Annotated in this window: 18 protein-coding genes; 9 read left to right on the top strand and 9 right to left on the bottom strand. The window is 68.2% G+C overall.

The genetic code is table 11. From position 1 onward, the window contains the following. From P1P75_RS02865 to dnaA, 3 genes are all read right to left on the bottom strand, one after another. The coding region (locus P1P75_RS02865; RefSeq protein WP_319251466.1) for an NADP-dependent phosphogluconate dehydrogenase at positions 1-588 on the bottom strand (588 nt) is incomplete at its 3' end. Positions 589-786: 198 nt separating this feature from the next. Then, the gene (dnaN, locus tag P1P75_RS02860) at positions 787-1,917 is read right to left on the bottom strand and encodes a DNA polymerase III subunit beta (RefSeq protein ID WP_086767068.1); all 1,131 of its coding nucleotides are present in this window, start codon (positions 1,915-1,917) and stop codon (positions 787-789) included. An 869-nt stretch (positions 1,918-2,786) separates the two neighbouring features. After that, entirely contained in the window at positions 2,787-4,730 is a 1,944-nt protein-coding gene (gene dnaA / locus P1P75_RS02855) for a chromosomal replication initiator protein DnaA (RefSeq protein ID WP_319251463.1), read from the bottom strand. Between the two features lie 376 nt (positions 4,731-5,106). On the opposite strand from dnaA, the gene rpmH reads away from it, so the two are divergent. From rpmH to P1P75_RS02810, 9 genes are all read left to right on the top strand, one after another. Further along, positions 5,107-5,244 (top strand): 50S ribosomal protein L34, encoded by a 138-nt coding sequence (gene rpmH, locus P1P75_RS02850; RefSeq protein ID WP_014047156.1) that lies wholly within the window; start codon positions 5,107-5,109, stop codon positions 5,242-5,244. A gap of 21 nt (positions 5,245-5,265) precedes the next feature. Then, the gene (gene rnpA, locus P1P75_RS02845; protein ID WP_319251461.1) at positions 5,266-5,637 is read left to right on the top strand and encodes a ribonuclease P protein component; all 372 of its coding nucleotides are present in this window, start codon (positions 5,266-5,268) and stop codon (positions 5,635-5,637) included. Further along, complete coding sequence (gene yidD, locus P1P75_RS02840; RefSeq protein ID WP_086767060.1) at positions 5,634-5,987, top strand: membrane protein insertion efficiency factor YidD; 354 nt, start codon at positions 5,634-5,636, stop codon at positions 5,985-5,987. Before rnpA ends, yidD begins: the two co-directional genes overlap by 4 nt. 3 nt (positions 5,988-5,990) lie before the next feature. Next, on the top strand, positions 5,991-7,253 hold the full coding sequence (gene yidC / locus P1P75_RS02835) for a membrane protein insertase YidC (protein WP_319251460.1): 1,263 nt from the start codon (positions 5,991-5,993) through the stop codon (positions 7,251-7,253). Between the two features lie 15 nt (positions 7,254-7,268). Then, positions 7,269-7,781, top strand: coding sequence for a R3H domain-containing nucleic acid-binding protein (locus tag P1P75_RS02830; protein ID WP_319251458.1), 513 nt, complete (start codon positions 7,269-7,271; stop codon positions 7,779-7,781). 119 nt (positions 7,782-7,900) lie between these two features. Then, positions 7,901-8,617: a 16S rRNA (guanine(527)-N(7))-methyltransferase RsmG gene (rsmG, locus tag P1P75_RS02825; RefSeq protein WP_319251456.1), complete on the top strand. Its 717-nt coding sequence runs from the start codon at positions 7,901-7,903 to the stop codon at positions 8,615-8,617. A gap of 265 nt (positions 8,618-8,882) precedes the next feature. Then, positions 8,883-9,953 (top strand): ParA family protein, encoded by a 1,071-nt coding sequence (locus P1P75_RS02820; RefSeq protein ID WP_319251470.1) that lies wholly within the window; start codon positions 8,883-8,885, stop codon positions 9,951-9,953. Further along, entirely contained in the window at positions 9,950-11,050 is a 1,101-nt protein-coding gene (locus tag P1P75_RS02815; RefSeq protein ID WP_319251454.1) for a ParB/RepB/Spo0J family partition protein, read from the top strand. The genes P1P75_RS02820 and P1P75_RS02815 overlap by 4 nt, the downstream gene beginning before the upstream one ends. 325 nt (positions 11,051-11,375) lie before the next feature. Then, positions 11,376-11,993, top strand: coding sequence for a GNAT family N-acetyltransferase (locus P1P75_RS02810; protein WP_319251452.1), 618 nt, complete (start codon positions 11,376-11,378; stop codon positions 11,991-11,993). Positions 11,994-12,087: 94 nt separating this feature from the next. On the opposite strand, the gene trxA is transcribed toward P1P75_RS02810, so the two are convergent. The 6 genes from trxA to murJ form a co-directional block, all read right to left on the bottom strand. Continuing rightward, on the bottom strand, positions 12,088-12,414 hold the full coding sequence (gene trxA / locus P1P75_RS02805) for a thioredoxin (RefSeq protein WP_319251450.1): 327 nt from the start codon (positions 12,412-12,414) through the stop codon (positions 12,088-12,090). A gap of 43 nt (positions 12,415-12,457) precedes the next feature. Further along, positions 12,458-13,426: a thioredoxin-disulfide reductase gene (trxB, locus tag P1P75_RS02800; RefSeq protein WP_319251448.1), complete on the bottom strand. Its 969-nt coding sequence runs from the start codon at positions 13,424-13,426 to the stop codon at positions 12,458-12,460. A 167-nt stretch (positions 13,427-13,593) separates the two neighbouring features. After that, positions 13,594-14,466 carry a hypothetical protein gene (locus tag P1P75_RS02795; protein ID WP_319251446.1) on the bottom strand — a complete coding sequence of 291 codons (873 nt, stop codon included), beginning with the start codon at positions 14,464-14,466 and terminating at the stop codon, positions 13,594-13,596. Continuing rightward, positions 14,463-15,188 carry an RNA polymerase sigma factor SigM gene (sigM, locus tag P1P75_RS02790; protein WP_319251444.1) on the bottom strand — a complete coding sequence of 242 codons (726 nt, stop codon included), beginning with the start codon at positions 15,186-15,188 and terminating at the stop codon, positions 14,463-14,465. Before sigM ends, P1P75_RS02795 begins: the two co-directional genes overlap by 4 nt. A gap of 27 nt (positions 15,189-15,215) precedes the next feature. After that, positions 15,216-16,931, bottom strand: a complete 1,716-nt coding sequence (locus tag P1P75_RS02785; RefSeq protein WP_319251442.1) for a protein kinase family protein — start codon at positions 16,929-16,931, stop codon at positions 15,216-15,218. 136 nt (positions 16,932-17,067) lie between these two features. After that, entirely contained in the window at positions 17,068-19,386 is a 2,319-nt protein-coding gene (gene murJ / locus P1P75_RS02780; RefSeq protein WP_319251440.1) for a murein biosynthesis integral membrane protein MurJ, read from the bottom strand. Positions 19,387-19,404 lie beyond the last annotated feature (18 nt).

Genomic DNA, 19,404 nt, shown 5'->3' with positions numbered 1-19,404 from the left:
CTCGCGGACGTCGGTGACCGAGTCCACCTTCTCCAGCAGCTCCCAGCCCTCGGCGTAGGCCTGCATCATGGCGTACTCGATGCCGTTGTGGACCATCTTCGCGAAGTGGCCGGCGCCGACCCTGCCGGCGTGCACCGCGCCGAAGTCGCCCTCGGGCTTGAGCGCGTCGAAGACCGGCTGCACCTTGGCGACGTTCTCCGCGTCGCCGCCGTACATCAGCGCATAGCCGTTCTCCAGGCCCCAGACGCCGCCGGAGACGCCGCAGTCGACGAAGCCGATGCCCTTGGCGGCCAGCTCCTCCGCGTGCTTCTCGTCGTCCGTCCAGCGGGAGTTGCCGCCGTCCACGACGACATCGCCCGGCTCCAGCAGCTCGCCCAGCTCGTCGACGGTCGACTGGGTGGCGGCACCGGCCGGCACCATCACCCAGACGACGCGCGGGCCTTTGAGCTTGCCCACAAGCTCGGAGAGGCTGTGGACATCGGCGAGGTCCGGGTTGCGGTCGTATCCGATGACGGTGTGGCCTGCGCGGCGGATCCGCTCACGCATGTTGCCGCCCATCTTGCCGAGGCCGACGAGACCGAGCTCCATCAGTTGTTCCTTAGGTCGCTGTGTGGCGTGTGGGGCACCTTCGTACCCATGTCCGAGCCTAAACCCGGACCGTCACGCACACCTGTGGGCATACGCGCTCAAACGTACGGCCCCATTCGCGCGCTCACCTGCGGTTTCTACGGCTTCACCCACAGGCCGGGAGGCGTTCCTCCACGGCCTGTGGACAAGGCGGGCGGGTCAGCCGCTGAGGCGGACCGGCATGATCAGGTACTTGTAGGCCTCGTCCGCCTCGGCATCCAGCGCCGGCCTGCCGCTGAGCAGCGCGGGCTTGGTGGAGGTCGTGAAGGACAGCTGGGCCACCGGGGAGTCGATGGCGCTGAGGCCGTCCAGCAGGAAGGTCGGGTTGAAGGCGATCGAGACGTCGTCGCCCTCCAGCTGGGCGTCGACCCTCTCCACAGCCTGTGCGTCGTCGCTGGAGCCGGCCTCCAGGATCAGCACCCCCTGCTCGAAGCTGAGCCGCACCGGGGTGTTGCGCTCGGCGACCAGGGCCACGCGCTTGACGGCCTCCACGAAGGGGGCGGTCTCGATCACCGCGATGGAGTTGAACTCCGTCGGGAACAGCGAGCGGTACTTCGGGAGGTCGCCCTCCAGGAGGCGAGTCGTCGTACGGCGGCCGGCGCCCTCGAAGCCGATCAGGCCCTCACCGGCGCCCGAGCCGGACAGCGCGATGGTGACGCTGTCCCCGCTCGTGAGCGCCTTGGCGGTGTCCAGGAGCGTCTTGGCGGGCACCAGGGCGACCGCGGAGGCCTCCGGGTTCTCCGGCTTCCACAGGAACTCGCGGACCGCGAAGCGGTAGCGGTCGGTGGAGGCCAGCGTCACGGTGTCGCCCTCGATCTCGATGCGCACACCGGTGAGGACGGGCAGGGTGTCGTCACGGCCGGCCGCGATGGCGACCTGGGCGGCGGCGGCGGCGAAGACCTCGCCGGGGACCGTGCCCGTCGCGTTCGGCATCTGGGGCAGCGACGGGTACTCCTCCACCGGCAGTGTGTGCAGCGTGAACCGTGAGGATCCGCAGACCACCGTGGCCCGTACACCGTCTGTGGAAATCTCCACCGGCCGGTTCGGCAGGGCGCGGCAGATGTCTGCCAGCAGCCGGCCCGAGACGAGGACCGTGCCCTCCTCCTCGACCTCGGTCTCCACCGACACGCGTGCGGAGACCTCGTAGTCGAAGCTGGAGAGGCTGAGGGCTCCGTTCTCGGCCTTCAGCAGGAGGCCGGCGAGGACAGGCGCCGGAGGCCGGGCCGGGAGGCTGCGCGCCGCCCAGGCCACTGCCTCCGCGAGTACGTCGCGTTCCACCCGGATCTTCACTCTTGCCGCCTCCTGCTGTTGCCGGCGCTTCTCGCCCTGCCTGGCTTTCGTCGTCTGTCTCGGTGTCGTCGGTCCCTGTGAGGGGAAGGACCACCGGGGTCCAGTCTGACGCACCGCACTGACAGTAGGTGCCCCTCGGGTCAAGTCGTGACGAGGAGCAGCCAGGCCCCGGACAGCGAGTTGTGCACAGCCCCTCCTTCGAACCGGACTTCTCGCTCTCTCTAGTTGGGAGTAGTAGTAGGGGCTGTGGATACCGTGGATAACCCCGTTTTTGCAGGTCAGACCCGGTATTTTATCCACCGACCCTGGGGACGGAGGCGGTGGACAACTCGGGCCTTCTGTGGAGAACAGAAAGTTCTGCACACTCCATGCACAGGGAGGGGCGACTTCTCCCCAGGACCGTCCCCAGGTTTGGCGGTCTTTCCCACAGGCACCCTCGGCACCTTCGTGTGACGCCTTTCACTCGACCCGGTGAGGAGGCGCCTCACGTTGCCGAACAGTGGACAGCCATGTGGAGAAGCCGGTGATCGCTGGGGACAACCGGCCTCAGCCTGTGGGTTGGCGGTGGACAACTTCGTGCACAGCCTGTGGACAGCGAATCTGTCCACAGGCTGTGGAAAACTTTTATCCACCAATCCACAGCCAGGTGACCTGCCCCGATTCTCTTTCACCCGGGGTGCCTGTGGACACGATCTGGACAACTTCGCAGTCCCCAGGTTGTGGACGGAAGAAAGTCACCGAATCTGTGGAGAGTGGCCGTAACCCGGCGACTATTCGAACAGCGGATGACCGGGCGGCGACTCCTGGCACGACGAAGGGCGCCCCGGGAACAGCTCCCGGAACGCCCTGGACGGGTCCGCGCGGCCCTGTCAGCCCGCCTTGATGCGGTTCGTCAGCTCGGTCACCTGGTTGTAGATGGAACGCCGCTCCGCCATCAGATTGCGGATCTTGCGGTCCGCGTGCATCACCGTGGTGTGGTCACGGCCGCCGAACAGGGCGCCGATCTTCGGCAGAGAGAGATCCGTCAGCTCACGGCACAGATACATGGCGATCTGCCGGGCCGTCACCAGCGCGCGGCCACGGGAGGTGCCGCACAGATCCTCGACCGTGAGCCCGAAGTAGTCGGCCGTCGCGCCCATGATGGCCGTCGAGGTGATCTCGGGCGCCGAGTCGTCGCCGCCGGGCATCAGGTCCTTCAGGACGATCTCGGTCAGGCCGAGGTCCACCGGCTGCCGGTTGAGCGACGCGAACGCCGTCACCCGGATCAGCGCGCCCTCCAGCTCACGGATGTTGCGCGAGATGCGGGACGCGATGAACTCCAGCACCTCCGGCGGGGCGTTGAGCTGCTCCTGCACCGCCTTCTTGCGCAGGATCGCGATCCGGGTCTCCAGCTCGGGCGGCTGGACGTCCGTGATCAGGCCCCACTCGAAACGGTTCCGCAGCCGGTCCTCCAGCGTCACCAGCTGCTTGGGCGGCCGGTCGCTGGACAGGACGATCTGCTTGTTGGCGTTGTGGAGCGTGTTGAAGGTGTGGAAGAACTCCTCCTGCGTCGACTCCTTGTCCGCCAGGAACTGGATGTCGTCGACGAGCAGGATGTCCATCTCGCGGTACCGCTTGCGGAAGCTGTCGCCCTTGCCGTCGCGGATGGAGTTGATGAACTCGTTGGTGAACTCCTCCGAGCTGACGTACCGCACCCGCGTGCCCGGATAGAGGCTGCGCGCGTAGTGGCCGATGGCGTGCAGCAGGTGCGTCTTGCCGAGGCCCGACTCCCCGTAGATGAACAGCGGGTTGTACGCCTTGGCGGGCGCCTCGGCGACGGCGACTGCGGCCGCGTGGGCGAAGCGGTTCGAGGCGCCGATGACGAACGTGTCGAAGAGGTATTTCGGGTTGAGCCGGGCCGTCGGCTCGCCGGGGCCGCTCGTCGGCGCGGGCTTCGCGCCCAGCGGACCGGGCGCGCCGGTCTGGCCGTGACCGCCCGGTCCGCGGTGCGGATGCCCGCCGCCCGAGGACTCGGGCATCTCACGCCGGGTGGGGTCGCGCTGGTCGTACTCGGGGCGCGACTGCTGGTACTCCGAGCGCTGTTGGTCGTAGGGCGGGCGGTCGTAGGGCGGCCGGTCCATGGCCTGCGGCCGGTAGTCCTGCGAGGGCGGGCCGTAGGAGTCCTGCTCCTGGGACCCGTACGCGTCCTGGGACGGCGGACCGTAGGAGTCCTGCCCGGATCCGCCGTACGCGTCCTGCGACGGCGACGCGTACGGGTCGCGCTCGGGGAACCCGAGGCGCTGCTGCTGCCAGCCGTAGTCGTCCTGCCCCGGACGGGGCCAGGCGCCGGGCTCGGGCCGCTGGTACTCCGACGGGTAGGTGGGCCGCGCGGTTGGCAGCTGGTCCTGGCGCGAGCCCTGGTCGCCGCCCCCCTGGGGCTGGTCGGTGCGGTGCCGGCCGTAGCCCTGGTACGGGTTGTCGCGCGGGCCGTCGTACTGGCCGGACGGACGTTCGGGCTCGTCGTAGCGCGATGATCCCGACGAGGCCGGAGGTTCGCCCACGGAGTCGTCGACGGTGATCGCGATGCGGATCGGCCGGCCGCACTCGCGGCTCAGCGTCTCGCTGACGATCGGGGCGAGGCGGCCTTCCAGTACGCCCTTCGCGAACTCGTTGGGCACGGCGAGCAGGGCGGTGTCCGCGACCAGGGCGAGCGGCTGGCAGCGTCTGATCCAGTGCTCGTCCTTCACCTCGACACCCTGGCCGCGGCCCTCACCGAGGAGCTGCTCCAGTACTCGTGGCCACACTGCGGCAAGATCGGCAGGTACGTCAGCCACAGGGCACGCTCTCTCGTGGGTCCCACGTTCGTGTGACGGTGGGACGGTGGGGGATTCGCATCGGTGCGGGCAGGGACAAAGGAACGAATCGGAGTTCAGCCACGGTAGTCAGGCCGACGGGTACGGTTCAAGTTGTTGTCCCCAGCCTGTGGACAGTGTCTCCCACGGCCGCCGGTTTGACCGGATGGCGTAGCCGCGCGTACCGTGACCAGGTCGAGTTGTCGATGGCTGCTGCCGCCTGCCTCCGATGGGCACAGATCGCGTCAGGTGATCGGGAAGCGGTGCACTCGGGCGTTGACCGCGAGCTACCTCGTGGGCGCACGGTGACAGCCAGGACGGCACCCCGCCACCACCGATTGATTTCTGGAGCCCCCGAGTGAGCAAGCGCACCTTCCAGCCGAACAACCGTCGTCGTGCCAAGACCCACGGCTTCCGCCTGCGGATGCGCACCCGTGCCGGTCGCGCGATTCTCGCGAACCGCCGTGGCAAGGGTCGCGCCAACCTGTCCGCCTGAGACTGATCAGGTCATGACGTCGTGCTGCCTACCGAGCATCGGCTGAGGCGGCGCGAGGACTTTGCGACCGCGGTACGACGGGGTCGTCGGGCAGGCCGCCCGACTCTCGTCGTCCACCTGAGAAGCGGTGCCACGGACCCGCACGCGCCTGGGGAGAGCGCTCCCCCGACGCGTGCGGGTTTCGTCGTCAGCAAGGCCGTGGGCGGAGCGGTCGTACGCAACAAGGTGAAGCGCAGACTGCGTCATCTGATGCGCGACCGAGTCGCTCTCTTTCCCCCCGGTAGCCTGGTAGTCGTACGGGCGCTGCCCGGTGCGGGTGACGCCGACCACGCACAGCTGGCCCAAGACCTCGATGCCGCCCTTCAACGGCTACTAGGAGGGGGCGCGCGATGAAGTACCCGCTGCTGGCCTTGATCAAGCTCTACCAGTGGACGATCAGTCCACTGCTCGGGCCGGTGTGCAAGTACTACCCGTCGTGCTCCCACTACGGCTTCACCGCCATCGACCGGCACGGTGCGGTCAAGGGAACGGCACTCACCGCCTGGCGCATCCTGCGGTGCAATCCGTGGTCGCTCGGTGGCGTGGACCATGTCCCGCCGCGCAAGCGTCCGCGATGGCACGAGATGCTGCGCAACACATGGCGCGCACGCAAGGGCGGGCCCTCCGCCGCCGAAACGGCCACCGAAGAGAAGCCTTCTTCAAGCCCGGCCGCAGAGACACCGTCCCATGCCCAAGGAGCATGATTAGTGGACACGATTGCCAGCCTCTTCAGTTTCATCACCACACCCGTCTCCTGGGTCATCGTCCAGTTCCACAAGGTGTACGGCGCCATCTTCGGTGCTGACACCGGGTGGGCCTGGGGCTTGTCCATCGTGTCCCTGGTGATCCTGATCCGGATCTGCCTGATCCCGCTCTTCGTGAAGCAGATCAAGGCGACGCGGGCGATGCAGACACTGCAGCCCGAGATGAAGAAGATCCAGGAGCGCTACAAGAACGACAAGCAGCGCCAGTCCGAAGAGATGATGAAGATGTACAAGGAGGCGGGTACCAACCCGCTCTCCTCGTGCCTTCCCATCCTGGCGCAGTCCCCGTTCTTCTTCGCTCTGTACCACGTGCTCAACAGCATCGCCAACGGTGACACCATCGGGGTGATCAACGAGAGCCTGCTGCAGAGTGCGCAGAAGGCGCACATCTTCGGCGCTCCGCTGGCCGCGAAGTTCACCGACAGCGCCTCCGACGTCGCCGCGCTCGACGCCTCGCTGTCCAGCGTCCGCATCGTCACCGCGATCATGATCGTCCTGATGTCGGCCTCTCAGTTCTTCACGCAGCGCCAGCTGATGACGAAGAACGTCGACACCTCGGTGAAGACGCCGTTCATGCAGCAGCAGAAGATGCTCCTGTACGTCTTCCCGGTCATGTTCGCCGTCTTCGGCATCAACTTCCCGGTCGGTGTCCTCGTCTACTGGCTGACCACCAACGTGTGGACCATGGGCCAGCAGATGTACGTGATCCGCAACAACCCGACCCCGGGTTCGAAGGCCCAGGCCGCTTACCTGGAGCGCCTGCACAAGCACGTCACGAACCAGGGCAAGATCCGCGGCCGTGGCCAGAAGGCCATCGTCAAGGCGATCGTGGCCAAGGGCCGGGACCGCAACGACTATGAGCGCAAGTTCATCAACGGTCTGAGCAAGGCGGGTCTGGCGGCTCAGCCCGACGGCACCGTGATGAAGGGCGAGACCCAGACCGCGACCCTGACCGAGGACGGCGAGGCGACGACGGTCACGGCCCGGCGGCAGCAGCCCAAGCGCCAGAGCAAGTCCCAGCGCCAGTCCGGGACGGCCAAGGCGGCCGACGAGCCCACCTCGCTGACCAAGTCCGATGAGCCGCAGGACGCCAAGCCCGCCGGCGCCGCCAAGCCGAAGGCCGGCTCGGGCGGTGGCCGTAGCAAGGCTCAGTCCGGGCAGCGCAAGGGCGGCCCGCAGCGCCCCAAGTCCCCGTCCAAGAAGTAAGAAGGAGCCCATCCCGTGACGGAAGGCACCACCTCCGCCGCCGCCGAGGGTGCAGACACCCTGACCCGCCTGGAGCAGGAGGGCGAGATCGCGGCGGACTACCTCGAGGGTCTGCTGGACATCGCCGATCTCGACGGCGACATCGATATGGATGTCGAGGCCGACCGCGCTTCGGTGTCGATCATCAGTGACGTGGCAGGCCGTGACCTGTACAAGCTCGTCGGCCGGGACGGCGAGGTGCTGGAGGCGTTGCAGGAGCTGACGCGTCTTGCCGTGCACCGGGAGACCGGGGACCGTAGCCGGCTGATGCTGGACATCGCGGGCTATCGGGCCAAGAAGCGCACCGAACTCTCCGAGCTGGGCGCCAAGGCCGCGGCCGACGCGAGGAACAGTGGCGAGCCGGTCAAGCTGAACCCGATGACGCCGTTCGAGCGCAAGGTCGTCCACGACGCGGTCAAGGCGGCCGGTTTGCGCAGCGAGTCCGAGGGTGAAGAACCGCAGCGCTTCGTCGTCGTGCTGCCCAACTGATTCAGCGCGTACGTTTTCCCGGCCCCGTCTGTCGCGCAGGCGGGGCCGGTCTTGTCAGACCTGGTAGTTCTGGTGGCCGGCGCTGAAAGGCGCCGATGCGGTACGGAAGGACGGTCCCCGTGACGGAGGCAGCGGAGCTCCCCCCTGCGCCCGAGCAAGCACGCGAGGTATTCGGTGATCGCTTCGCGGATGCGGTCCGGTATGCCGAGCTGCTGGCCGAGGCAGGTGTGCAGCGTGGGCTCATCGGCCCACGGGAAGTGCCCCGGCTGTGGGAGAGGCACATCCTGAACTGCGCGGTGCTTTCCGAAGCCGTGCCCGAGGATGTGACGGTGTGCGACGTCGGTTCCGGCGCCGGCCTGCCGGGCATTCCCCTGGCTCTCGTGCGGGAGGATCTGAAGATCACTCTGCTGGAGCCCCTTCTGCGGCGCACGAACTTCCTGACCGAGGTCGTCGAGCTTCTCGGCCTTGACCACGTGACCGTTGTACGCGGGCGGGCCGAAGAGGTCATGGGCAAGCTTTCGCCGGTCCATGTCGTGACCGCGCGGGCGGTGGCTCCGCTGGACCGCCTGGCCGCCTGGGGAATCCCCTTGCTCCGTCCCTACGGGGAGATGCTTGCGCTGAAGGGGGACACTGCCGAGGAGGAGTTGAAAAGCGCGGCCACCGCGCTCAGCAAGCTCGGTGCGGTGAGCACGTCGATCCTGCACGTCGGCGAGGGACTGGTGGATCCGCTGTCCACGGTCGTGCGGGTCGAGGTCGGGGAGAGCCCCGGCGGTGTGAGGTTCGCCGCGAAGCGTGCCAAGGCGGCCCGGACAGGGCGCACACGCCGTCGCCGCTGATCCGGGCCCAAAGAAGGCCGTACTCCACACAAGCTGCCCAACCTGCGCATGACGGAGTGTCGCGGCAATTCGGCGGCGGGCGCTGTGCATCGTGTTTCACGTGAAACGTCGCTCATTGCTGCACGGCATCATCAGCCGCGGTCGCGCCGCCGCCGAACCCCGTGACCGGAAGCCTCTCGGCTCACTCGTCAAGGGGACGGAGTTGTCCACAGAGGTGGATTTCTCCACAGAAGACCAGGCCTCACTGGTTCGCGACCCCGGAGGCATGGGAGGCTCTGTTCATTGCGAGCCTGAAGTCGAGGAGAGTGAATCCTTGCGGTCCGACGCCAACATCGCGGGACCGATGACCGATCCGGTCCCCGGTCCCCGTACCGAGTCGATGGGGGAGGATGTTTCACGTGAAACACCGCCTCCGATGGACGACACTCCGATCGGTCGTGCTGCCCAACTGGCGGTAGAGGCTCTCGGCCGCGCCGGCGAGGGCCTGCCACGGCCTGAGCAGACGCGCATCATGGTGGTCGCCAACCAGAAAGGCGGCGTTGGCAAGACGACGACGACCGTCAACCTTGCCGCATCGCTGGCCCTGCACGGTGCCCGTGTCCTGGTGATCGACCTCGACCCGCAGGGCAATGCGTCCACCGCCCTCGGGATCGACCACCACGCCGAGGTTCCGTCAATCTACGACGTGTTGGTCGAGAGCCGCCCGCTGGCGGAAGTGGTCCAGCCCGTCCCCGATGTCGAAGGCCTCTTCTGCGCTCCAGCCACCATCGATCTCGCCGGTGCGGAGATCGAGCTGGTGTCGCTGGTGGCGCGCGAGAGCCGACTCGAGCGAGCCATCCAGGCGTACGAGCAGCCGCTGGACTATGTCCTGATCGACTGCCCGCCCTCGCTCGGCCTGTTGACGGTCAACGCGATGGTGGCAGGCCAGGAGGTTCTCATCCCGATCCAGTGCGAGTACTACGCACTGGAGGGACTGGGTCAGCTGTTGCGTAACGTCGAGCTGGTGCGGGGCCACCTCAACCCCACCCTCCACGTCTCGACCATCCTGCTCACCATGTATGACGGCCGGACGCGTCTCGCGTCGCAGGTCGCCGATGAGGTGCGCACCCACTTCGGCGACGAGGTGCTGCGGACGAGCATTCCCCGCTCCGTCCGCATCTCCGAAGCGCCGAGCTACGGGCAGACGGTACTGACGTACGATCCCGGATCGAGCGGTGCACTGTCCTACCTTGAAGCAGCCCGAGAGATTGCGTTGAGGGGTGTCGGTGTCAGCTATGACGGCACCCATGCCCACATCGGCGCTCAGAACAACCCGACCATGGAGGGGATCCAGTGAGTGATCGACGGAGGGGGCTGGGCCGTGGTCTTGGCGCACTGATCCCTGCTGCCCCGACCGAGAGGACACCGGCGCAGACCGCCGTGGGAGGCGTGACCACGACGTCCTCCGCCGGTGTTCCGGTCCTGACGACCGACCGAGGGGTGGCCGCGGCGAAGGTGGCCACGCTGCCGCCTGTTTCACGTGAAACAGAGGAACCCTCGGCGAACGGGGCCGCGGACGTTCCCGCACCGCCCATGGGAGTCCACTTCGCGGAACTTCCACTCGACTCCATCACGCCGAACCCGCGTCAGCCGCGTGAGGTGTTCGACGAGGACGCGCTCCAGGAGCTGATCACCTCCATCAAGGAGGTCGGCCTCCTCCAGCCGGTCGTCGTACGGCAGACCGGTCCCGGGCGCTACGAGCTGATCATGGGTGAGCGGCGCTGGCGGGCGTGCCGTGAGGCCGGTCTGGAGGCCATCCCGGCGATCGTGCGGGCCACGGATGACGAGAAGCTCCTTCTGGACGCGTTGCTGGAGAACCTCCACCGGGCTCAGTTGAACCCGCTCGAGGAGGCTGCCGCCTACGACCAGTTGCTCAAGGACTTCAACTGCACCCACGACCAGTTGGCGGACCGGATCGGGCGCTCGCGTCCCCAGGTCTCCAACACGTTGCGGCTGCTGAGGCTCTCCCCGGCGGTCCAGCGCCGGGTGGCGGCCGGTGTCCTCTCGGCGGGTCATGCCCGGGCCCTGCTCTCTGTCGACGACTCGGAGGAGCAGGACCGGCTCGCCCACCGCATCGTGGCGGAGGGGCTGTCCGTACGGGCGGTCGAGGAGATCGTGACCCTCATGGGGTCGCGCCCGCAGGCTCCTCAGCGTGCCAAGGGACCTCGTGCCGGAGGCCGGGTGTCGCCGGCCCTGTCGGACCTCGCCAGCCGGCTCTCGGACCGTTTCGAGACGCGGGTGAAGGTCGACCTGGGGCAGAAGAAGGGCAAGATCACCGTCGAGTTCGCCTCGATGGAAGACCTTGAGCGGATCCTCGGCAGCTTGGCACCCGGTGAAGGGCCCGTCCTCCAGAAGGGCCTGGTGGAGGGCGAGGCTGAGGAAACGGACGACTGAGCGTCCCTTGGCCGGGCCCTGCCGCCCCGCCAACTGCCAAGAGCGAGCCGCCTCCGGTGCGTCCGGAACCCGGCTCGCTCTTTGCTTTCGGGCGGTGTCGAGGGAATGGCGTCGTGGATACGATGCGATGAGCTATGGCGCGACCACCTGATGACACCTTTGAGTGGGAGGCGGGGGCCATGCGAACGATGAGCCGGACCGGACTGGTGGGCGCGGCCCTGGGGATCGGCGCGGTCGGCGGGTTCGTCGGCAGCCTGATCAGGGAACGCAGTGCTTTGACTGCCGCTCGCGATGCCGCGGGCGAAGGAAGCGAGGATCAGCCTTCATGGGGCGTCGGCTCGTACCGCTCACGCTGGACAACCTTCAGGACCTTCCCCAGCGCTGCCGCTCGTGTGTCTTCTGGGAGCTGGACCCCGTCAGCGGTGAGGCAGCGGTAAGGGCCGGCACAGCGGCGGTGGAGAAAGAGGCCTGGATCTCCGCGGTCCTGCTCGACTGGGGGTCCTGCGGCCGGGTCGTCTACGTCGATGACGTCCCGGTGGGCTACGTGCTCTATGCTCCGCCGGCGTACGTTCCCCGTTCGACGGCGTTCCCCACGAGCCCTGTCTCTCCGGATGCGGTGCAGCTGATGACGGCGTTCATCATGCCGGGCTACCAGGGCCAGGGGCTCGGGCGAGTGATGGTCCAGACGGTCGCCAAGGATCTCCTGCGACGGGACTTCAAAGCGATCGAGGCGTTCGGTGACGCCCGCTGGAAGGACCCTGCGTGCCTTCTGCCGGCCGACCATCTACTGGCGGTGGGCTTCAAGACGGTCAGGCCGCATCCTTCTCATCCGCGGCTGCGGCTGGAGCTGCGCACCACTCTCTCCTGGAAGGAAGACGTGGAGATGGCGCTCGACCGACTCCTGGGAGCCGTACAGAAGGAGCCGGCGTTGCGGCCCCTGTGATCGGCTCCGGGATGTACGAATGGCCGACCCTTCCGGGTCGGCCATTCGTGTTTCACGTGAAACATGCGCCGTTCGCACGACGCTCAGAACGTCACTAGCCGATGAAGTCCTCAAGGTCGCGCACGAGCGCAGCCTTCGCCTTGGCGCCGACGATGGTCTTAGCGACCTCGCCGTTCTGGTAGACGTTCAGGGTCGGGATGGACATCACGCCGTACTTGGCGGCGGTACCCGGGTTCTCGTCGATGTTGAGCTTGACGACCTCGATCTTGTCGCCGTACTCGGCCGCGATCGCCTCGAGGGACGGAGCGATCTGGCGGCAGGGGCCGCACCAGGCAGCCCAGAAGTCCACCAGGACGGGTTTGCCGCTCTTGAGGACGTCCTCCTCGAAGGAGTCGTCGGTTACGTGCTTGAGGTCGGCCACGGCGGGCTCCTTTAAATGATGTGTGCGGTGGGGTGTGAGGGGGTCAGACGGCGGTCTTCTCAGGCTCTGCCTGCTCCTCGTCCGCGAGGGCGGCGAGGTAGCGCTCGGCGTCGAGGGCGGCGGAGCAGCCGGTGCCGGCAGCGGTGATCGCCTGACGGTATGTGTGGTCGACGACATCGCCGGCGGCGAAGACACCGGTCACGTTCGTCCGGGTGGACGGGGCGACGACCTTCAGGTAGCCCTCCTCGTCCAAGTCGAGCTGGCCCTTGAAGAGTTCGGTGCGCGGGTCGTGGCCGATCGCGATGAACAGACCCGTCACCGCCAGGTCGGAGAGTTCACCGGTCTTGAGGTTGCGCAGCTTCAGGCCGGCCAACTTCGGGTCGCCCTGGATCTCGGCGACCTCGCTGTCCCAGACGAACGAGATCTTCGGGTCGGCGAAGGCACGCTCCTGCATGGCCTTGGAGGCGCGCAGGGTGTCCCGGCGGTGGACGATCGTCACGGACTTGGCGAAGCGCGACAGGAACGTGGCCTCCTCCATCGCGGTGTCGCCACCACCGATCACGGCGATGTCCTGGTCCTTGAAGAAGAAGCCGTCACAGGTGGCACACCACGAGACGCCGCGGCCGGAGAGGGCGTCCTCGTTGGGCAGGCCGAGCTTGCGGTGCTGGGAGCCGGTGGTGACGATCACGGCCTTGGCCCGGTGGACCGTGCCCGCCGTGTCGGTCACCGTCTTGATCTCACCGGAGAGGTTCACGGAGACGACGTCGTCGGGGATCAGTTCGGCGCCGAAGCGTTCGGCCTGGGCGCGCATGTTGTCCATGAGCTCGGGACCCATGATGCCGTCCTGGAAGCCGGGGAAGTTCTCGACCTCGGTGGTGTTCATCAGGGCGCCGCCCGCAGTGACGGCCCCTTCGAACACCAGCGGCTTCAGTGATGCGCGCGCGGTGTAGAGCGCCGCCGTGTAGCCGGCGGGCCCGGAGCCGATGATGATCACGTTTCGGACGTCGCTCACGGCTTCATTCCTCGTCTCTGGTCTATGTCGATCGACCGGGGGAGCTTCTGGAAACTCTCACCCCACCCAACGGATCCTAAGGGGCGCGCATTCCCGCTGTGTCCGGGCACACCAAGGGGCCGACGCCGTACGGGATTCGATGCATGACGGGGACACAGGCCTAGGCGTCAGGGGCGGGTGTAGGAGTCCTTCAGAAGGATCTTCGCAGTGCCGGACAACGGCTTGCTGACACAGGTCGCATCCATCAGGTACGCGGTGACCCGGGTGCTGTCCGAGCTGTCAGGGAGGACTACCAGGAGAGCATCCCTCCCCTGGTATGTGCCCTTCTCGACGGCGAGGGCAGCGTCCTTCCGATCCATGCCCTTTTGGACACAGCCGGGCACCGTGGGCTGCTGGAAGACCCTGGGAGTCTTCGTCTCGGGCTCGCCCTGCATTCCCAGAGTGTGCGGGGTGGAGCTGGGGGAGGTGGCGAGGAGATCGGTGACCTGCTGTTGCAGACCGCTCTCGGAGAAGCTGTCCGCGACGGTAGCCCGCTGACCGGGCGCCGCCGTGCCCGGTCCCTCGTCGCCGTTCAGCGAGGACACCAGGACCGACCCCAGACCCAGCGCGGCGAAGACGGTCCCCAGTACGACGACCCTGCGACGGCCGCTCCGCCGGCGATCCTTGCGGCCAGGGCCGGTGCTGGTGGTTCGGGCACGTCCTGCGGGCGGAGGCGGTGACGCGCATGTTTCACGTGAAACATGCGCACCGCTGTCCGACCCGAGTGTGGAGGGCTCCGGAGCCGTGGCGCTGATCAAGGCTTCCGCGGCGAGTGCGGCATCGATGCGGTGGGCGACATCGTCCGGCATCCGCGTCGGCCCGGGCAGCCTCCCCAGGAGGCCGCGGATCTCTTCCAGCGACGCGTGGACGTCCGCACAGAGCACGCAGTCGTCCAGATGCCGACGCACTTCCGCACTGCGGTCGGGAGAGAGCAGGCCCTCGGTGAGGTCGGAGATCTCCGTGACGTCCGGGTGCCCGGCCGTGTCCGTCGTCGATGTCACGTTCGCCCACCTCCGCCCTTCACAGCAGCTGAATCGCCGGTCCCGGCGCCGTCCGGGCCCTCGTCCCGAGGACCCGCTGCCGGTGGGACGGATGTCCCCTCCGCCCGGTTCCGTCCTCGCCCGGTTTCTCTCATCTCTCCGGAGTCGGCCGGCCGCAGATGGGTGAGGAGTGGCAGGAGTCTCGCTCTGCCCCGGGCGCAGCGACTCTTCACCGTCCCTGTCGGAACGTCGAGCACACGGGCGGCCTCGGCGACGGGATAGCCCTGCATGTCCACCAGGATGAGCGCCGCACGCTGGTCGGGCGGCAGGGTGCCGAGAGCTTCGAGGAGCTGGCGGTGCAGGTCGTTGCGCTCGGCGGGTGCCGAGGCCGATTCGTGCGGCTGCAGCAACTGCTCCAGGCGTTCGGTGTCGTCGACCGGGGAGGTTTTGCGGGACGCCGCTTTGCGGGCCCGGTCCAGACAGGCGTTGACCGTGATCCGGTGCAGCCAGGTGGTGACGGCGGACTGGCCGCGGAAGGTGTGGGCGGCCCGGTAGGCAGACACGAGGGCATCCTGAACCGCGTCAGCGGCCTCCTCGCGGTCCCCCAGGGTCCTGAGGGCCACCGCCCAGAGCCGGTCGCGGTGACGCCGTACAAGCTCACCGAAGGCGTCTGGATCGCCCTCCACGTGGCGGGTGAGGAGGTCGTGATCGCTGATTCCCTCGTATCGGGCGCCTGCTGCCATCGGACCCCCTCCCCCTCGGGTGAGACTTCAGCCCGTGAACTTCACGTCGGTGATGGCCTGCTTGTAGCCGGCGCCACTGTAGCCATCGGTGGGCGCTTTCGGTACGGCGGTGATCCAGAGCAGCACGTACTGGGTCTTCACCGTCTTCGATGCCTTCACCGTGAGAGAGGTACCGCTGGTCTCTGCGGTACCGATTTCCTTCATTCCGCCGAGGCCCGTGGACGGGTTGAGCGAGTCGGTGGCGTAGAGCTTCACGGTCGTGTGGTCGCCGGCGTACCGGAGCCCTATCGACGCCGCTGACAACTCCTGTGCCGATCCGAGGTCGTAGACGATGCCTACTCCGGGCTTGTACGGAGCGAGGGTCGGACCCTCGGTGTACTGCTTGGTCCGCCAGTAGGTGGAACTGTCGCCGTCATAGGTGTTGCCGACGTCCTCCGGAGCCTGGGCGGAACCGCTGGCGACGTACTCCTGCGAGCCCTGGATCTTGAGCTGCTGGACGGGCTTGGGCGCGGCACTGTTGTTGTCGTCGCCGTCCGTTGTCTGCGTCTGGTTCTTGTCGTCGGAGTTGACCCGGTTTATCAGGGCCTCCGCGAGCTGCCAGCTGCCGAGTCCGAGGGCAGCGATGAGCAGTGCGGATACTGCCCACTTCAGCGCCTTGCCGGTGCGGCTCTGCAACGGAGGCGGCGGGGTTTGCACCGGCTGGGTGGCGCCCGGGTGCACCGAGGGACGGCCGTAGCTGCCCTGTTGGTACGTCGTGCGCTGGTACTCGGGGGGTGCGGTGAACGCGGGCTCCGGCGGGCGGATGCGGGGCATCTCACCGATGGCCTTGACCAGGTCCTCCGGTGTGGCGCACGCGGACTCGTGCCGGGAGGCGGTCGCCCCGTCGTTGACGAGAGCGCGCATGGCCAGCTCCGACAGGCCCCGGTGGACGCCGGCCCGCACCTGGTCGGGGGCGATCAGCCCGACGGCCTTGGGCAGCCCGGACAGACCGTAGGCGTCGTTCTCGTACGGCCAGCGCTGGGTGAGCGCCGCGTACAGCAGGGCGCCGATCGCCTCGGTGTCGGTGCGCTGCGGGGTGTCGGAACTGACACCGCGCAGCGCCGCGTTCACGGCGAGGCCGCGGATGCGCCACTGACCGGTGGAGGTGCGCAGCACGGCGTTGGGGTTCAGCCGCAGGTGCGCGAGCCCCTCGCGGTGGGCGGCCGCCATGGCGGAGGCGATCTGACTCACCATCTGGTACGCGTCGTGCGGCTCCAGCGGCCCGGAAGCGAGGAGCGTGGTCAGCTCGGTGGCGTCGGGCAGCCACTCGTGGACGACGTAGACGAGGTCGTTCTCCTCGACCGCGTCCAGGACTTGGACGAACCGAGGGTCGCCGAGCAGGGCGGAGGACCGGGCCGCCGCCAGAACGGAACGGGCCCGCGTGTGATCCGCGGGCAGAACATGGACGCCGACGGCACGGCGGAGTTTCTCGTCGACCGCACGCCAACTGCTGAAACCGTCCAGACGGGTGACGCAGTCCTCGAGGCGGTAGCGTCTGGCGAGTTTGTGGCCGCTGTGCAGTTCTGGCGCCGAGGCCTTCCCGGGACTCTCGGCCCCGCCACTCCCCTGTGCCTCGTCGCTGTCCGTTTCCCGCTCCCGGTTCTTGGCCACACCGTCAGCCGTGGACTGGTCCGCCTGTGCGGTCAGCGGCTCGTCGCCGCTGTTGTCTGCCACGTCGACGGCAGCCGTACTCCGTTCCGCCACCGTCGTTCCTGCCTCCCCATCCATGCGCGCCGTCCGACCTCGTGCGCGCCGTCCGACGCCGAACCCAATTGTGCCCACAGTCCGCCGCTATGCACGACACGCGGCGGCGGACGATGGTTGTGCGCCTACCCCCGCCTCATCGGCCCAGGCGTCCGCGCACCATACCGACGAGCGAGTTGAGCTCCTCGATCCGCATACGGCGGGCGGCGACGAAGAACACGCCGAGCAGGACGCCGCCACCGGCCAGCAGCGCGGCGAAGGAACCGACGACACCCTGGCCGAGAGTCTGTGCGATGCCGTAGCAGGCGGCGCCGCTGAGCAGGGCGGCCGGTACGGCGGCGATGCACAGCCGCGCGTACGTCCGCAGCACCCGGGAGCCGTCCAGGTCCCCGCCGAGCCGCTTGCGCAGCCGGTTCCAGGCGACACCGACACCGATGACGTAGGCCAGACCGTAGGAGGCGGCCATGCCGACCACGGCCCAGCGGGCCGGGAGTACGAAGTAGCAGGTGGCGGAGGCGACGGCGTTGACGGCCGCCACGATCACCGTGTTGTAGAAGGGGGTTCGCGTGTCCTCGTAGGCGTAGAAGGCGCGCAGGACGACGTACTGCACCGAGTACGGGATCAGGCCGAGGCCGAAGGCCATCAGCATGAAGCCCATGTTCGTGGCCTCGCTGATGCCCGAGGAGCCGAAGATCAGGGTGCACATCGGGACGCCGAGAGCGATGAAACCGAAGGCGATGGGCACGATGGCGACGGCTGTGGTGCGCAGGCCCTGGGAGATGTCGTCACGGACGGCACCCGCGTCCTGTTCGGCAGCCGAGCGCGAGATGCGAGGCAGCAGCGCGGCCATCAGGGACACGGTGATGATGGCCTGCGGCAGGCCCCAGATCAGCTGTGCGTTGGCGTAGGCGGCGAAACCGGTGCCCTTGACGCCCGAGTCGACGCCGGCAGCGATGGACAGCTGGGTGACGACCAGCGCGCCCGCCTGGTTGGCCAGGACGAACAGGATCGTCCACTTGGCGAGCATGGCTGCCTTGCCGAGGCCGTGGCCCTTCCAGTCGAAGCGCAGCCGCATCCGGAAGCCGGTCTCGCGCAGGTACGGGATCATCGCGAGGGCCTGGACGACCAGGCCGAGCAGGATGCCGATGCCGAGCAGCCGCTGGCCCTGCGGCGGGATGTTCGTGACGCTCATCTCGGAGTCCGCCGCGGTGCCGTACACCCAGAGGAACATGCCCAGCGTCACGATGATGACGACGTTGTTCAGGACCGGGGTCCACATCATCGCGCCGAACTTCCCACGCGCGTTGAGGATCTGGCCCATCACCACATGGACGCCCATGAAGAAGATCGAGGGCAGGAAGTAGCGCGTGAAGGTGACGGCGACCTCGTTGGCCGCGGGGTTGCTGGCGACGGGGTTCGCCAGCATGCGGACCAGGAGCGGCGCGGCGACCATCGCGAGCCCGGTGAGTGCAGCCAGGGCCACCATCACGAGCGTCAGCAGGCGGTTGGCGTACGCCTCGCCGCCGTCGTCGTCGTCCTTCATGGCGCGGACGAGCTGCGGTACGAAGACGGAGTTGAGGCCACCGCCGACGGTCAGGATGTAGATCATGGTCGGCAGCTGGTAGGCGACCTGGAAGGAGTCGCCGAGGAAACCGAGACCCAGGGCGGAGACGATCATCGCTGACCGGATGAATCCGGTCAGCCGGGAGACCATCGTGCCCGCCGCCATCACCGCGCTCGACTTCAGCAGTCCCGAGGCCCGCCCGCTCTTCTTCGAGGAGGGCGCCGGGGCCGCCGGGGTGGCGGTGAGGTTCATGGTCTGGTCGGCGCCGGAGGCCGGATCGGCGGGCACCGGCGCATGGGCGGTCGCGGATGCCTGGTACTGCGCCGCCGGAACCTGTCCGCTCGGGACGTATCCGCTCGGGACGTATCCGCCCGGAGCGTGCGCCGGCCCCGGTACCGCGGGCGCGTCCATCGGCGGGCGTGCGCCGCCCTGCTGCTGGTCCCGGAAGAGATGGGCGAAGGCGTCCGGCTCGTGGTGCTCCTGGCCGGAGTGCGTGACGAGGTCGTCGACGCCCACGAACTGGGTGGTACGGGGGTCGTCGCCATACGGCAGATGCTGCGTCGGGCCCTCCGGCTCGGGCGCGGGCGTCTGGGCCCACACGTGGGGGTCGGGAGCGTAGGGGGACTGCTGCGGCGGGCCGTAGAGCGGCTGCTGGGGAGGGTGGGCTCCGGGCGGCGGCGGGGGGTGCGCGGCACGGTCGTAGAGCGCCTCGGCGACCGGATCCTGAGCGGTGAGGTCCTGGGACCTGTACGGGTCCTGGTCGTAGGCGTCCTGGAGGTACATGTCCGCGGGGTGCTGCGGCGGCACCTGGCCGTGCTCGGGCGGCGGGCCCTCGGGGTACCCCGAGCTGCCCGCGGCCTGGCCGCGGTCACCGTCGTACGGCGCGTTCATGGTTACCCCACCTCATCG

Source organism: Streptomyces sp. ID05-39B, assembly GCF_033794725.1.
In the GTDB taxonomy this organism is placed as follows: domain Bacteria; phylum Actinomycetota; class Actinomycetes; order Streptomycetales; family Streptomycetaceae; genus Streptomyces; species Streptomyces bobili.
This window is presented reverse-complemented; position numbering and strand designations above follow the sequence as displayed.